Source organism: Nocardia inohanensis NBRC 100128 (genome assembly GCF_001612945.1).
Lineage (GTDB): Bacteria > Actinomycetota > Actinomycetes > Mycobacteriales > Mycobacteriaceae > Nocardia > Nocardia inohanensis.
In genome coordinates, this window is sequence record NZ_BDBK01000016.1 from 203,351 (window position 1) to 217,483 (window position 14,133).

General features: G+C 68.9%; 12 protein-coding genes. 5 read left to right on the top strand and 7 right to left on the bottom strand.

Going from position 1 to position 14,133, the window contains the following annotated elements; translation table 11 throughout:
* Positions 1 to 121: 121 nt before the first annotated feature.
* Together NI1_RS29090 and NI1_RS29095 are read right to left on the bottom strand one after the other, a co-directional pair.
* A complete protein-coding gene (locus NI1_RS29090; RefSeq protein ID WP_157535391.1) occupies positions 122 to 301 on the bottom strand; it encodes a hypothetical protein in 180 nt (59 codons plus the stop codon).
* A 92-nt stretch (positions 302 to 393) separates the two neighbouring features.
* Positions 394 to 3,267 (bottom strand): tetratricopeptide repeat protein, encoded by a 2,874-nt coding sequence (locus NI1_RS29095; protein WP_169815649.1) that lies wholly within the window; start codon positions 3,265 to 3,267, stop codon positions 394 to 396.
* A gap of 243 nt (positions 3,268 to 3,510) precedes the next feature.
* Between NI1_RS29095 and NI1_RS29100 the strand changes: the two genes are divergently transcribed.
* Positions 3,511 to 4,029, top strand: a complete 519-nt coding sequence (locus NI1_RS29100) for a GNAT family N-acetyltransferase (protein WP_067826933.1) — start codon at positions 3,511 to 3,513, stop codon at positions 4,027 to 4,029.
* On the opposite strand, the gene NI1_RS29105 is transcribed toward NI1_RS29100, so the two are convergent.
* From NI1_RS29105 to NI1_RS29115, 3 genes are all read right to left on the bottom strand, one after another.
* Positions 4,022 to 4,528, bottom strand: a complete 507-nt coding sequence (locus NI1_RS29105) for a hypothetical protein (protein WP_067826936.1) — start codon at positions 4,526 to 4,528, stop codon at positions 4,022 to 4,024. The genes NI1_RS29100 and NI1_RS29105 overlap by 8 nt on opposite strands.
* On the bottom strand, positions 4,522 to 4,947 hold the full coding sequence (locus NI1_RS29110) for a hypothetical protein (RefSeq protein WP_157535393.1): 426 nt from the start codon (positions 4,945 to 4,947) through the stop codon (positions 4,522 to 4,524). Before NI1_RS29110 ends, NI1_RS29105 begins: the two co-directional genes overlap by 7 nt.
* A gap of 184 nt (positions 4,948 to 5,131) precedes the next feature.
* A complete protein-coding gene (locus NI1_RS29115; protein ID WP_067826940.1) occupies positions 5,132 to 5,782 on the bottom strand; it encodes an ACT domain-containing protein in 651 nt (216 codons plus the stop codon).
* Between the two features lie 246 nt (positions 5,783 to 6,028).
* Here NI1_RS29115 and gatC point away from each other — a divergent pair, with 246 nt between their 5' ends.
* From gatC to NI1_RS38955, 3 genes are all read left to right on the top strand, one after another.
* Positions 6,029 to 6,328, top strand: a complete 300-nt coding sequence (gatC, locus tag NI1_RS29120; RefSeq protein ID WP_067826941.1) for an Asp-tRNA(Asn)/Glu-tRNA(Gln) amidotransferase subunit GatC — start codon at positions 6,029 to 6,031, stop codon at positions 6,326 to 6,328.
* Entirely contained in the window at positions 6,325 to 7,848 is a 1,524-nt protein-coding gene (gene gatA, locus NI1_RS29125) for an Asp-tRNA(Asn)/Glu-tRNA(Gln) amidotransferase subunit GatA (RefSeq protein ID WP_067826943.1), read from the top strand. The genes gatC and gatA overlap by 4 nt, the downstream gene beginning before the upstream one ends.
* A gap of 164 nt (positions 7,849 to 8,012) precedes the next feature.
* On the top strand, positions 8,013 to 10,043 hold the full coding sequence (locus NI1_RS38955) for an ADP-ribosylglycohydrolase family protein (RefSeq protein WP_218026838.1): 2,031 nt from the start codon (positions 8,013 to 8,015) through the stop codon (positions 10,041 to 10,043).
* Position 10,044: 1 nt separating this feature from the next.
* Here the strand turns inward: NI1_RS38955 and NI1_RS29135 are convergent, their stop codons facing one another.
* Together NI1_RS29135 and NI1_RS29140 are read right to left on the bottom strand one after the other, a co-directional pair.
* The gene (locus tag NI1_RS29135; RefSeq protein ID WP_245663454.1) at positions 10,045 to 11,508 is read right to left on the bottom strand and encodes an alpha/beta-hydrolase family protein; all 1,464 of its coding nucleotides are present in this window, start codon (positions 11,506 to 11,508) and stop codon (positions 10,045 to 10,047) included.
* A 53-nt stretch (positions 11,509 to 11,561) separates the two neighbouring features.
* Entirely contained in the window at positions 11,562 to 12,215 is a 654-nt protein-coding gene (locus NI1_RS29140; protein WP_245663455.1) for a hypothetical protein, read from the bottom strand.
* A gap of 764 nt (positions 12,216 to 12,979) precedes the next feature.
* Between NI1_RS29140 and NI1_RS29145 the strand changes: the two genes are divergently transcribed.
* Positions 12,980 to 14,128 carry a sensor histidine kinase gene (locus tag NI1_RS29145; RefSeq protein WP_245663456.1) on the top strand — a complete coding sequence of 383 codons (1,149 nt, stop codon included), beginning with the start codon at positions 12,980 to 12,982 and terminating at the stop codon, positions 14,126 to 14,128.
* The last annotated feature ends 5 nt before the right edge of the window (positions 14,129 to 14,133 follow it).

Genomic DNA, 14,133 nt, shown 5'->3' on the forward strand with positions numbered 1-14,133 from the left:
CCCTGGGGTTGAATGTGAAATGAGCTGGCACCCAGGCAGGTCGAGGTTCTCACAGTTTCCGCGCGATCAAGCCGGATTAGACCGTATCGAGATGCTCATAACGGTCGCCGGAAGATGGCTGTCAGGAGCCGGTGCTGCTCACCAATGGGCTGGAATCCAGCTCGGGCACATGCCGATCGGCTTCCAGGGTGGCCCGCACGAGCTCGCGCGCGACTTGGCGTAGGAGCTGGGCGTGAGTGGAATAGTTGATCGTCCCGACACCCGGAGGCTGATCATCGAATTCGTTATCGGACCGTATCATTTCGGCCCCTCCCGCCGTGCGGACGATACTGGTTTCGAAGGCCATGCTCTTGTCAACGCAACGATCACCGAAAGTGTTAGCAGCGCCGCGAATTACCGTACATCAGCTTCGTCACACTCGCCGCGTGGTTCCCCAGAATCGGAGTGTTGTCCGGGTAATGGCTGCCGCATGTTTTCCCACAGGGTCATGATTCGTTCGTGCAGTGCGTCGCTGGGGTCGAGCTGTTCACCGGCCTGGCGGCGCAGCGTGTCGACTATTTCGGCGGCTTCGTCCACCCGGCCCTGTCCCAGCAGCGCCATGGCCAGGCTGCGCCGCATGGTCATGGACCACCGCACCACCGGGCTGTCGGTCGAATTCTCAGCGCTGGCAACCAGATTCAGCGCGTCGCGCGCTTCCCGTTCGGCGGTCGCGTAATCCTCCAGCTCCAGCAGGCAGCGGGTGGAGGTGTGCCGAACCCACAGGGTTTCGGGCCGGGTCGGCGGCCACTGCGCCAGGCTCACCGCGAGTATCTCGCGCAGCTGCGGCAGGGCTTGATCCGCCCGCCCCTGGTAGATGAGGGCGCGAGCCAGGCTGCGCCGCACCACCAGCGTGTCCGAGTGGTCGAACCCGCGCACATCGCGTTCCAGCTCCACGATGGTCCGCAGTTCGGCCTCGGCCTCGGCCGCGCGGCCCTCCTGTTCGAGAATGGCGCGGGCGAGTTTGTGCCGGCTGGCCAGGGTATCGGGGTTCCGATCGCCGCCGGGCAGGATGACGGTCCGCCGGGCGAGGATCTCCCGGAACATCCGCTCCGCGGTGACCCGGTCGCCGCGTTCCAGCACGATGCGCGCCCGCTCGTGGCGGATGGCCAGGATCTCCGGATCGTTCACATCGAGCAGGCAATCGGCGCAGCCGTCGATGATCGCCCCCGCCAGTTCGTCCGCCGGGTCGAGAAAGCCGCGCGCCACCAGATAGCGCAGGCTCAGCCGCGCCACATCGACGGCGGCCGTCACGGTGGCGTGCTCACGCAGCGGCGCGGGCCCGACCAGCGCGGCCCGCGCGACGTGAGTGGAGTGCGCCACCAGGCGATTCCAGATCGGCCAGGTGGTGGGGTCGTCCGGATCGTGCGCCGCGGCGATGGCCAGGATCATGTGCACGGCCAGCGTGTAGTACTCGTCGTGCCGCTCCCGCACATCGTCGTCCTCGTTGAGCACGTGATGGATCTCCGGGTGCAGCGACAGCACGTGCTGGATGTCGGCGGGCCCGCTGATCGGCAGCGTATGCAGTTCGACCAAGCCGACATTCGCCAGTTCCTCGAGCGCGTGAATGGCCTGCCCGGTGCTCATCTCGTCGAACAGATGCGAGGTGCCCGGCGGGGTCGCGCGAAAGAGCAGATAGTAGGGGATGGGCGCGATGCTGAAGCAGGACAGCAGCTTCAGCAGCGTCGCCGCGTCGGGTACGCCCCGGCCGGTCACCAGCGACAGCGACAGGGTGATGACCTGGCGGGTCAGGCTCACGCCCAGCACGTCGTCGAGTTCGCTGGTCGCCTCGCCCGGCGACTTCCAGCGGCGTTGCACCGCAAGGCGATAGCCGTCGAAGGTGCGTGCCTCGTCCGGGCCGTGGAAGCCGCGGGCCTTGTTCGCCGATTCGAGGTATTCGGCGGCCTTGCGCAGCCGCAGCGGCAGGCCGCCCAGCTGGGCCGAGAGTTCCCGGGCCTCGATCACGGTGCCGCCGGTGGGGAAGATATCGCGCAGGACCGCGGCGCCCGCGTACACCTCCAGCGGCGGTACCTGATGTACCAGACTCCAAGGCGCCCATTTGGTTTCATTGCCCTGCCGGCTGGTTACCAGCACCCGGCCGTAGTCGCCCTCGGGCTTGCGCAGCCAGCCCGCTCCCTCCGAGACCCGTTCGCCGGGTGCGGCCAGCAGGCGCGGATCGTCGGCATTGTCGAAGACCAGCAGCCAGGGTTTGCGCTGCTCGTTCAGCAATCGCCAGACCAGGTCCGCCGGACCGCTCGGTCCCCTCGAGGCGTAGTCGAGCTGATTCGCGGTCGCGCCCAGCCGGGTCGCGACCTCCCGCATGCACCCGTTGAGCCGGGACATGCGAATCCACAGCACCAGCTGGCCCCGGCGGCGAGCCCGATAGGCGATTTCCAGTGCGAGCCTGGTCTTTCCGACTCCGCCCTCGCCGGTCAGCACCTGCACCCGGGCGTCGGGGTGGTGATCGACGGCGGCCAGCAGTTGATCGCGTCCGCGCAGCGGGCGCTGAAGGTCCGCCGCGGGCGGCTCGACCGACACCGAAAGACCGCTGTCCCGCGCGTTTTCGGGCTGCTGCTCGATGCGTGCGACGGTCGCGACGGACGTCAATGCCTGTTTCAGCACCAGATACGAGGTGGAGTCGGTGCCGGTGGGCCGGATGATCGAGGAATGATCGCCGGGCACCCGGCCGGTATCGATGAACCCCCAGGTCGCCACGTCCGGCGGCACCACGCCGTCCTCCAGCCCGCCGTACGCGGCGATCGGGATCTGGCATTCGGTGGCGCTGCGGCCGCGAGCGAACACCACCTGATCGAGCACGGTGCGATGCGCCGACAGCACCGCCTCGTGGAACGGCCGTAGCCAGCGTTCCTGCGGATTCCGCCAGAACCACACCGACTTGCGTAGTGAGAGAAAGAATTCCGATCCGGTGGTGGGGCAGGCGTACATGACGATCTGGCGGATCCGAGCGAGCTCGTGGGCTCGTTCGCGCAGGCAGGTCTCCGCCAGGAACTGCTGCACCACCAGCCCGCCCTGGCTGTGGGTGACCAGCACGATCTGATCGGTCTCGGTGAACTTCGCCTTCAGATAGGTGCCCAGCGACCCGCCGATATCGCGCACATCCGCGATGCGCTGATCCGGCCGCCGGCGGAACTTCGGGGTGCGGTATTCGAAGTAGTCGAGATGGATTGCGCTGCCCGCCAGTTCGGGATCCGCCTGAATCGCTCTGGTCATGTCCGACCAGGTTTTTCGTGACGAGAACAACCCGTGCACGAATACGACGTGAACCCCCATGGCGAACCTCTTCGTCGAACTTACGTCGAACGACACCTTCCTAACAGATCGGCCCGACAGGGCGAGTGGCTTTCCCATTGCGAAATCCGCACGAATCGGCTGCCCGGTCGTGGTCGATCTCAGGGGAATGGGAATGATGGGGATTCGGTTCTCATGTCGATTGCCGGAATTCGGAGGTTGCTGATGGCCCAGGAGTTCGAGATTCGCGCTGCCCGGCCCGCGGAGTTCGCGGCGATCGGGGAGCTCACCGTCGAGGCGTACGTGGGGGAGGGGCACGTCTCGCCGGAGAGTCCGTACGGGGCCGAGCTCGCCGATACCGCCACCCGGGCGGCAGCGGCGCAGGTGCTGGTGGCGGTGCGGGACGGGGCGGTGCTGGGCTCGCTGACGCTGGCGCGGCCGGGGACGCCGTTCGCGGATATCGCGCGCGACGGCGAGCTGGAGTTCCGCATGCTGGCGGTGGCCAAGCAGGCGCGCGGGCTGGGGGTGGGGACCGCGCTGGTGCGGACCGTGCTCGAGACGGCGCGGGCGGAGGGGTTCGCGGGCGTGGTGCTGACCACCATGCCGACCATGGCCGATGCCCGGCGGATCTATGAGCGGCTGGGCTTCGTCCATGTGCCGGAACGGGATTGGTTCACCATGATGGGGTTGCCGCTGACCGTCATGAGGTACGCGCTCGACGGAGCGGGCGCGCCGCTCAGGTGAGCGTGCCGTCGATGCACAGGCTCGGCGTGCGCCAGGTGGGCGCGGGGCGGTCACCGTCGAAGGCCCACTCCGAGGCCGGCGCCACCGCCTTCCACAGCAGCGTGCCCTCGGGCAGCCGCACCACCTGATAGATGTCGTCGGTGCCGGGAATGAGCTGATTGCCGACGCAGTAGTCGGTGTAGCTGGTGCCGGGTTGTCTTGCGCCCGCGCTGAATCGGCCCGATGGGCCGGTCGCCGCGCCGGGATTGGGCACCGTGTTCGGGCGGTCGGTGCGCTGGCCGCTGAACCAGAAGGGCGCGGCGTCGCGCTCCCCGCAACGGTATTCGGATCCGCCCGCGACGACGGTCTGGCCGGGCGCGTAAGTCGTTCCGTCCCAGAGGCATCCGGCAGCGGGCCGGGGTTTACGGGTCTCGGCCTCGGCCGCGCCCGCGCCGAGCGGGACGCCGACGGCGGCGAGTGCGGCGACGGCCAACGGGGTGACGGCGCGGCGGGTCAGCATGACGCGGCCCGGGGCTTGCAGACGGCCCAGCCGGTGCCGTCCGAGTTCGGGACCGCGGTCCAGGTGCTGCGGGAGCCGTCGCTGCTCATGGCCGCGCCGGGCCGCGATGCCTCCGGTGCGCGCTGCCGGTCACGCCAGTTCTGCGGATGCTGGTTCTGCAATACGGGATTCGAGTCCACGTGCTGGAAGCCGAGCGGGTCGGTGGCGTGGATGCCGGTGGTGTCGCCGCCGTAGGGCTGGTGGCCGTAGTTGCCGCCCGGGTTGCCGAGGGCGCTGCCGCCGGCGCGGGTAGTGCTGTCGCCGCGGGAGAGGCTGCCGCCCGAAAGCGATTCGGCCGCCGCGGGTCCGGCCGCGATCGCACCGGCGAAGGCGGCCCCGGCGAACGCTGCGAGGGTGGTGGGTATCCGGTACATGGGCATCGTCGCCCTCCGTCCATCTACGTAGCTAGATAGTAGTTATCTACTGAGCTCGATAGTAGATGGCGCACGCTGAGAGCAGCCTGTGATTCCGTATCCGGGCAGGTCGAACCATGAAAAGTGGCGGCAGGCACAAAAATTCGGGCCGGTGCGAACGCATCGCACCGGCCCGAAGGAAAGTCGGAAACTAGCCGAGCACCGTGGCCACGATCCCCGCCAGATAACCCAGCCGCGCCACCTCGGACGGCCGGAAGTCGGGTCCGCCCGGACGGCCCAGCAACAGCACCTTGCCGGTATTGCCGAGCGGCGCGGCGGCCAGCTTGGTGTCCATATCGCGCCACAGCTGCGGCACCCAGTCGCTCTCGCCGTCGAGTACGGCGGGCTTCTCCAGCGGCATCCACGGTGCGACCGCGGCCTGCGTGGAGGGTGCGCTCTGCGAACCGACCACGCGATACGCGCCCTGCGGGCCCATGTCGATCACCGTCGACCAGCCCACCCGCAGCACCCGGGGCGCGCCGTCGACCAGCACCTGCAACCGATCGTCGCGCGCGTTGGCGACCTGATCGATGAGCTCCAGCTCGCGGTGCGTATCGAGAATCCCGGAGTAGGGCCGTAGCGAGTCCACCTGTACGTCGTGCAGGGATTCGGCCGCGGTGATCAAGGTGTCGGGTAGCGCCCCCGACGGGACCTCCACCACGATGTCGTCGATGGCGAAACCGTCACCGCGCTCGACCACATCCAGCGAAAGGATGTCCGCGCCGACGGAACCCAATGCCAGCGCCAGGGAGCCGAGGCTGCCCGGTCGATCCGGAAGTTGCACGCGAAGCAGGTATGACACGTGCCTTCCTTTCCTTTGCTGTGCGAGCGAAACTTTCGGACGGGTACCCGAGTCTCGCAATACTTACACCCTCGGCACCCGGTTATCGAATCGAACCGTTTCCTGTGACGCAGGCCACTTACTCCCGGGTTGCTCTATCGATGATGCCAGCTGCCACCGACACCTGTCGCGGGTCGCGCGGGCCGGGTCGCTAGGCTGTCGAAAGTCGAATCACCAAGCTCTCACCATGTCGAAAGGGGTCTCGCGGTGCCCGCCATCTCCAGGGACGAGGTCGCACACCTCGCCCGGTTGTCCCGGCTCGCCCTCACCGATGACGAACTCGATCTGTACGCCGGTCAGCTGGATTCCATCCTGACCCACGTCGCGCAGATCTCCGAGGTCGCCGCCGAAGACGTCCCCGCCACCGCGTCCCCGAATCCGGCGACCAATGTGACGCGTCCGGACGAGGTCCAGCCTTGCCTGAAGCCCGAGGAGGCGCTCGCCATGGCGCCCGCCGTCGAGGACCAGCGGTTCATGGTTCCGCAGATTCTGGGAGAGGGCGAATGAGTACTGCATCGCATCGCGATTCCGTGGGGGGCGGCGGTCGGGCGACGGGCGGGCGCGACCTGACGAAGCTCTCTGCGGCCGAGCTGGCGGGGAAGATCCACGCGCGTGAGGTGTCCTCGGTCGAGGTGACCGAGGCGCACATCCAGCGCATCGCCGAAGTCGATGGCGAGATCAACGCCTTCCTGCACGTCGCCGGTGAGGAGGCCCTGGTGGCCGCCGCCGAGGTCGATCGCGCGGTCGCCGCGGGCACGGTCGCCTCGCCGCTGGCCGGTGTTCCCTTGGCGCTCAAGGACGTTTTCACCACCACGGATATGCCGACCACCTGCGGGTCGAAGATCCTCGAGGGCTGGGTGTCGCCGTACGACGCGACCCTGACCACCAAGCTGCGCGCCGCCGGTATCCCGATTCTCGGCAAGACCAATATGGACGAGTTCGCCATGGGCTCCTCCACCGAGAACTCGGCGTACGGGCCGACCCGCAACCCGTGGGACAAGGACCGGATTCCCGGCGGCTCCGGTGGTGGTTCGGCTGCCGCGCTGGCGTCCTACCAGGCTCCGCTGGCCATCGGCACCGACACCGGCGGCTCGATTCGCCAGCCCGCCGCCGTCACCGCGACCGTCGGCACCAAGCCGACCTACGGCACCGTGTCCCGTTTCGGCCTGGTCGCCTGTGCGTCCTCGCTCGATCAGGGCGGGCCTTGCGGCCGAACGGTTCTCGACACCGCGCTGCTGCACGAGGTGATCGCCGGGTACGACCCGCGCGACTCCACCTCCCGCAACGTGCCGGTCGCGCCCGTGGTCGCCGCGGCTCGCGAAGGCGCCAACGGTGATCTGTCCGGCGTGAAAATCGGTGTGGTGAAGGAACTTCACTCCGACTCCTACCAGCCGGGCGTGCTCGCCTCCTTCGACGCCGCGGTCGATCAGCTCAAGCAGCTGGGCGCGGAGATCGTCGAGGTGTCCTGCCCCAACTTCGTGCACGCGCTCTCCGCGTACTACCTGGTCATGCCGTCGGAGGTGTCGTCCAACCTGGCGCGCTTCGATGCTATGCGCTACGGGCTGCGGGTCGGTGACGACGCCACCCACTCGGCCGACCAGGTCATGTCGCTCAGCCGTGAGGCCGGGTTCGGGCCGGAGGTCAAGCGCCGCATCATGATCGGCACCTACGCGCTGTCGGCCGGCTACTACGACGCCTACTACGGTCAGGCCCTGAAGGTGCGCACCCTCATCGCGCGCGACTTCGACAAGGCGTACGAGACCGTCGACGTGCTGATCTCCCCGACCAGCCCCTTCACCCCGTGGAAGCTGGGCGAGAAGGTCGACGATCCGCTGGCCATGTACCTGTCCGACCTGTGCACCCTGCCCACCAACCTGGCCGGGCACTGCGCCATGTCGGTGCCGTCCGGGCTCAGCGCGGACGACGGCCTGCCGGTGGGTCTCCAGATCATGGCCCCGGCCCTGGCCGACGACCGCCTGTACCGGGTCGGCGCGGCCTACGAGGCGGCGCGCGGCGCTATCGCCTGATCGGCGTACCCGCACAAGCATGTTCGGCCCTCGCCCGGTAACGGGCGGGGGCCGAACCGCTTTCGAGGCGGGTGCCGGTGGTTTTGACGGCCTGACAATGGCTGCGGGCCGCGGGACGCGCCCGGTAGGCTGCACCTGGTTCGGAGTGCCGGAGGGGATCGGGGATGTTGCGTCGCGGGGAGCTGTTCGCCGGATACCGGATCGAACGCGAAGTGGGCCGCGGCGGTATGGGATCGGTGTACGCGGCCAGGCATCCGCGCCTGCCCCGGATGACAGCGCTGAAACTGCTGCATCCGGAGATGTTCGGGGACAACGAGACCCGGATCCGGTTCGAGCGTGAAGCCGATGTGGTCGCGCGCCTGGACCATCCGAACATCATCACCGTGTACGACCGCGGAGCCGAAGGCGACCAGTTGTGGATCGCCATGCAGTACGTGGACGGTGAGGACGGGGCGACCGTGGATTGGCGCGCGCTCAGCCCGGAACGCGCCGTGGAGATCATCATTCAGACCGCGGCCGCGCTGGACTACGCGCACGGCAAGGGCGTCCTGCACCGCGATGTGAAGCCCGCCAATATTCTGCTGTCGCACTCCGCCGGGACCGCCACCGGCTTCAGTGAGCGAGTGCTGTTGAGCGACTTCGGGATCGCCCGGGTGCTCGACGATACCGCGCACCTGACCCGCACGGGGACGCTCAACGCCACCCTGGCCTACGCCTCACCGGAACAGTTGTCGGCCGAACCGCTGGACGCGCGCTCGGATCAATACTCGCTGGCGTGCACGCTGTTCCGATTGCTGACCGGACGCGGGCCCTACGACGCGCCGAGCATCGCGACGGTGCTGCTGGGGCATATTCAGGGCACGCCGCCCTCGGTCGTCTCCTTCCGGCGGGAACTGCCGCCCGAACTGGATCGGGTGCTGGGGCGGGCGCTGGCCAAGGAACCGCGTGAAAGGTTCCCCAGCTGTACCGAATTCGCGCAGGCGGCCTGGGACGCGGTGAATCCGCCCGCCGGGCCGACCGTGGTGACCCGGCGCGAACCCCCGCCCGAGACCGGCAATGGCGCGATGCGGTCGCAGCGCGAGATCGTGCACGGGTGCATGCTCGGCGGGGCCGTCGGTGATGCGCTGGGCGCGCCGGTGGAGATGATGCTGCTGCCGAATATCTTGCAGCGCTACGGCCCTCGCGGCCTGACCGGCAGCGGGGAGACCTACAAGGGCAAGATCACCGACGAGACCCAGCTGGCGCTGTTCACCATGGAGGCGCTGATTCGCAGCTCGGTGCGGGCGCGGGCGCGCGGCATCGGCGGGGCCACGGTCGCCATGATCCAGGAGAATCTGCTCGTTTGGTTACAGGGGCAAGGGGTTTCGGTGCCCGAACAGCCGTTCGCGCTGCGGAGCGGGTTGAGCGTGCATCCGGAGCTGATGAGCTATCGCGGGCCGACGCACGCCACCACCACCGCCATGCAGCGGGCAGCTGAACGCCGGCAGCCCGGATCGCCGCTGGGGACGCGGGATCGGCCCATCAACGATTCCAAGGGGTGCGCGGCGGTGGTGCGGTCGGCGCCCATCGGGTTCCTGCACTCGCTGCCGTCGGCATTCGAATCCGCTTGTGACGCGGCGGCTTTGACACACGGCAATCCGAGCGGGTGGCTACCCGCGGGCACCTTGGCGGCCACCGTGTTCGGGTTGTCGCGCGGGCTGGATCTGCGCACTTCCCTGAATCATGCGGCGAGCGAGCTGGCACGGCACCGGGATCATCAGGAGACGTCGGAGGCGCTGGCCACCGCCATCCGGCTGGCCGATGCGGCGGCCGGGTCCGGCGGGGTCATGCCCGAACCGGAAATCCTGGATCCGCTGGGGTTCGGGGTGATCGGGCCGGACGCGCTCGCCATCGCGGTGTGTGCGGCGCTGTGTGCCGAAACCGTCGGCGGCACACCGGAACAGATCTTCCGCAACGGGGTGCTGCTGTCGGTCAACCACTCCGGTGACAGTGATTCGACGGGGGCCATCTGCGGGAATCTGCTGGGGGCGCGGCTCGGTGTGCAGGCCATCCCGGCCGAATGGCATGCCCGGCTCGATGCCGCCTCGATCATCGAGCGGTTGTCGTCGGATTTCTGCACCGAGTTCGGGGCGAATCCGCCGAGCAATGCCTACGGGGAGCCTTCCGACGAATGGTATGCCCGCTATCCGGGGTGAATCAGCAATCCGGTAGTGCGGTGCCCTGATCGGTGCCGTAGCGGTGGCCGTGCCCCGCCGGGGCGTCCAGCGCGCCCAGTAGATCGGCCGTGGCCTGGACGAAGCTCAGGACCGGAAGCCATTGCGGCAGCGGCGCATCCGGCCGGGCGCCGGTGAGATCCGGTGCGTGCCACAGCAGCGATGGCGACCAATGCACGACGGGATCCGAAGCATTGGCCAAAACCATTGCGCCGGATCGATGCACCGCGTTCGCGGGCGGCCCGGCCCACAACACCGAACACGTCCGCCGATCCTGCTCCGCGTCATCAGCGAAGATCGAATTCCCGCCCAGCGCGCCCAGGCTCTGCCCGTACACGTACAGCTTCGGCCGCTGCGGCAGCCGCGAAATCCGTTGCTCCACCGCCGCGAACAACGCCCGCGCCGACTCCTCCGCCGCACTCCGCCCGAACATGAACGTCACCCAGCTGGGCGCCGCCGAATACTGCAACCCCACCAACGCCACATCCCCGCCGAACCGATCGTTCATGCCCTTCGCGGCATCCGAATCGATCCACCCCGACCCGGTAGGCACCGTCAGCACGATATTCCCCCGCTCGAACCCGCCGGCCCGCTCCAACTCCCGCACCGCCAACTCCACCCGGGCCGCCAATCCGGCAGCCGAATTCAACCCCACGTAAACCCGCACCCCCTGCCCGCCGTCCCCCGCCACGAACCGCCGCCCCTGCGCCCCCAAATTCGCCCAGCTCGCCGCCGACACCGGACTCCCCGACCGCGTCGGCGAAACCGGCTGCACCACACTCGGATCCACGAACGAATCCGCCGCCACATACGCCTCCTTCCGCCACTCCACCACCATCGGCGCCCCCGCGAACTGCACTCCGAGCACCGCCACCAACCCCAGCAGCGCGCTGCGCGCACGCCCCAAACCCCTTACCGCCCAGCGCAATCCGAACCACACCGCGAGCACCACCGCCACAATCGCGGCAGCCACCAGCATCCAGCGCACCCAATACCCGGGCCCGATGCTCGCCACCCCCATCGCCTCCCGCAACCGGTTCTGCCAATCCTGCGCCCGCACCATCGCCACCCCGGCCGCCCCGACACCGAACGCCATCGCAATGCCGCGCATCCCCACCGACTTCTCCCGCGCAGTCCTGAAGCGCCGCACCACAACCCGAACCACACCCGCGACGGTCAAAGCCAGTACCACCAGCAGCGCGGTCAATATCCCCTGCGCCGCCGGCGTCCTGGGCAGCAACCCGGGCGCGAGCGACCCCAATGTCCCGATCGTGACCGCCGCCGTGGTGCCCACCCGGGGAATCCGCGGCGCGATCGATGTCCCCACTCGTGCCATCCACCCGAGCGCCTCGGATCGCTGTGCGTCGCTAGTGTGCCCGGATGCGCGCAGCGCTCTGCCGGCCTGCGGCAGCTCGAAATCGGCGATGGCCGCGTCGACCGGTGGCACGTGGGACTCCTCTGTCGTGAGAACGCCGTTCCCGGCGGATTTCAGCTGGATGGTCATCGCGTCGCCGCCGGCGTGCGGTGCTGCGCGCGGCGGGCGCGTCGACGGCGGGTGACGACCGTGACGGCCGAGGTGATGCCGGCGAGCAGGAAGCCGATGCCGGTGATCTGGAGAATGCGGATGAGCGGAGACGACGCGCCGGGGGCCGCCGCGAACAGGGTCTCGTGAACCGGGACGCCGTAGTCCTGGCGGATGGAATTGAGATCCACGGCGGCGGTGGCGATGCTCGCCATCACCTGGCACCGAGTGCGGGCCAAGCTGTCGGTGCGGGCTTCGCAGGCGGCGTGCATGCGCTGTTCCAGTGCGGCATCGAGGCTTTGGCGCGCCCAGGGACCGAGCGGCTCACCGTGCTCGCCCGCATAGCGGAGCAGGTCGTAGCCGAGGTCGTGGGCCTTGCAGGCCAGATCGAATTCGGCGGGGAGCGGGACAGGGGAGGAGCAGTCACCGGCCGGATTGACCAGCAGCCCATTGCTCACCACGGGTCGGTATCCGGCATCGGTGGCGAAGTCGGCCGGAATGAGAGCCGGATCCTGCTGTCCCACCGTCGATTCCAGCACCGCCAGTCGAGCGCCGGCACTCTCCGGAAGCACGGGTGCGGCCGTCGCGGCGGTCGCGCTCGGTGCGAAGACCACCGCGACCGACGCGACCAACAGTGCTACTCCGGCCAGCAACCCCGCGCGGCGGCCCGAAAATGCGCGCGACTCTGTGGTTTCCACCTCAGCGCAGGTGTGCGCCGCCGCTGCGGAGCCAGCTTCCCCCACGCTGTCGGCATACGTTGCTGCGGAGCTTGCTTCGCAGGCGGTGCCGGCATACCGCGCTGCGGTGCCTGTTTCCCCCACGGTGTCGGCATACCGTGCTGCGGTGCCTGTTTCCCCCACGGTGTCGGCATACCGTGCTGCGGTGCCTGTTTCCCCCACGGTGTCGGCATACCGTGCTGCGGTGCCTGCTTCGCCCACGGTGTCGGCATACGTTGCTGCGGAGCTTGCTTCGCAGGCGGTGCCGGGTAACGCTGCTGCGGTGCGCGGTGCGCCGGTGGCAGCATCGGTGCGTTGGGCCGTGGGCGCGGCAGCGTCGGCAGTGCGCGGGCCGGTCGCATCGCGCGGCTGCGTGTGCTGCGGGCAGGGCGGGTGGACTTCGGGCGAAACGGTGGCAGCGGCGGAATCACGGGGCGTGCGAGCCGGGTTGGACGGGGACGCTCTCATGGGATTAGACGCTAGGAATCTGCGGCCGACCTGGGCCTCACGCCGGCGGACCGTTCCCGGGTGCGCGGGCAGGGGGAGGGTGGGAACGGGCTAGTACCGGGGTACGGGGTGACAGATCATTCGGGGGTATGACGTGACATGGGGGTCGGTTCTCTACCGTCGAAGGCATGGTCGTTGAGGCGGTCGGGCGAGTGCGTCCGAAAAAAGGTCGGATGTGGTTCGACGCGGTCACGGTATTCGTGGCATTGGTGTTCATGGCGGTGGCCTGGCCGACCTTGCAGGTGACGCACAAGGTGCCGCCCGCGGCGATGCCGTTCATCGCCGGATTCGCGGCCTTCCCGGTGCTGATGGTGCGCGTCAATCCGGCGCTCGGCTGGGCGGTATCGGCGGGGTCGGCGCTGCTCATCTCGCTGGCGGTGCCGCACCAGTCCGGGAACACCATCCCCTTCCAAGTGGTGCACATCCTGTCGCTGTTCGTACTGGTGCTGGCGGTCGCGGTGCGCTCACCCATCCGCATCGTGGGCGTGGTCTGGGTCGCGACGTCACTGCTGTTCGCCACCACCATGGCCGCGACCGGCGACAGTTTCGCCGACGCCGGCTTCGGCTGGCCGATCGCCATCACCGGCCTGGTGGTCTTCGGCCTGCTCATCCGCTGGGTGGCGGTGCAGCGGCAAGCCCTGCTGAAGTCCGAGGAAGAGACCGAACTGGAGCGCGCCCGCCGCGCGATCCTCGAGGAGAAGGCCCGTATCGCCCGCGACCTGCACGACGTCGTCGCCCACCACATGTCCATGGTGGTGGTGCAGGCGCAGACCGCCCCGTACCGGATCACCGGATTGTCGGTGGAGGCGCAGGCGGAATTCGAGTCGATCGGCACCGGAGCCAGGGCCGCGCTGAACGAGATCCGCGGATTGCTGGGCGTCCTGCGCAGCGACGGCCAACTCCCGGAGCACGCCCCGCAACCGACAGCCGCCGACATCAAAGGCTTGCTCGAAGGCGCGTTGCGCGCGGGCGTGCCGATCACCTGGAAGACCGACGGCGAACTGGCGGACGTCCCGGACACCACCGGGCTGGCGGCGTATCGCATCGTCCAGGAATCGCTGGCGAACGCGTCTCGCCATGCGGCAGGCGCACCGGTGAAAGTGCACATCACCAAAGGCGCCGGGTTGGTGCTGACCGTTGTCAACGACCGCCCGATCTCGGCAGCGGAACCGTCCGCCACCCCCGGCAGCGGTATCGCCGGCATGCGTTCCCGAGCGGAGGCGGTAGGCGGCACGCTGCACGCCGCCCCGCGCCCGGATGGCGGCTTCGAGGTGCGCGCGGAGTTGCCGCTCGTGGTGCCGGTGGGCGTCCCCGCGCTCTGATCCTC

What these genes read in the sequence shown, in the direction of transcription:
- NI1_RS29110 (WP_157535393.1), bottom strand. Translation starts at nt 4,947, where the DNA reads ATGCCCATGTACCGGATACCCACCACCCTCGCAGCGTTCGCCGGGGCC.
- NI1_RS29090 (WP_157535391.1), bottom strand. Translation starts at nt 301, where the DNA reads ATGATACGGTCCGATAACGAATTCGATGATCAGCCTCCGGGTGTCGGG.
- NI1_RS29145 (WP_245663456.1), top strand. Translation starts at nt 12,980, where the DNA reads ATGTGGTTCGACGCGGTCACGGTATTCGTGGCATTGGTGTTCATGGCG.
- NI1_RS29100 (WP_067826933.1), top strand. Translation starts at nt 3,511, where the DNA reads ATGGCCCAGGAGTTCGAGATTCGCGCTGCCCGGCCCGCGGAGTTCGCG.
- NI1_RS29105 (WP_067826936.1), bottom strand. Translation starts at nt 4,528, where the DNA reads ATGCTGACCCGCCGCGCCGTCACCCCGTTGGCCGTCGCCGCACTCGCC.
- NI1_RS38955 (WP_218026838.1), top strand. Translation starts at nt 8,013, where the DNA reads ATGTTGCGTCGCGGGGAGCTGTTCGCCGGATACCGGATCGAACGCGAA.
- NI1_RS29095 (WP_169815649.1), bottom strand. Translation starts at nt 3,267, where the DNA reads ATGACCAGAGCGATTCAGGCGGATCCCGAACTGGCGGGCAGCGCAATC.
- gatA (WP_067826943.1), top strand. Translation starts at nt 6,325, where the DNA reads ATGAGTACTGCATCGCATCGCGATTCCGTGGGGGGCGGCGGTCGGGCG.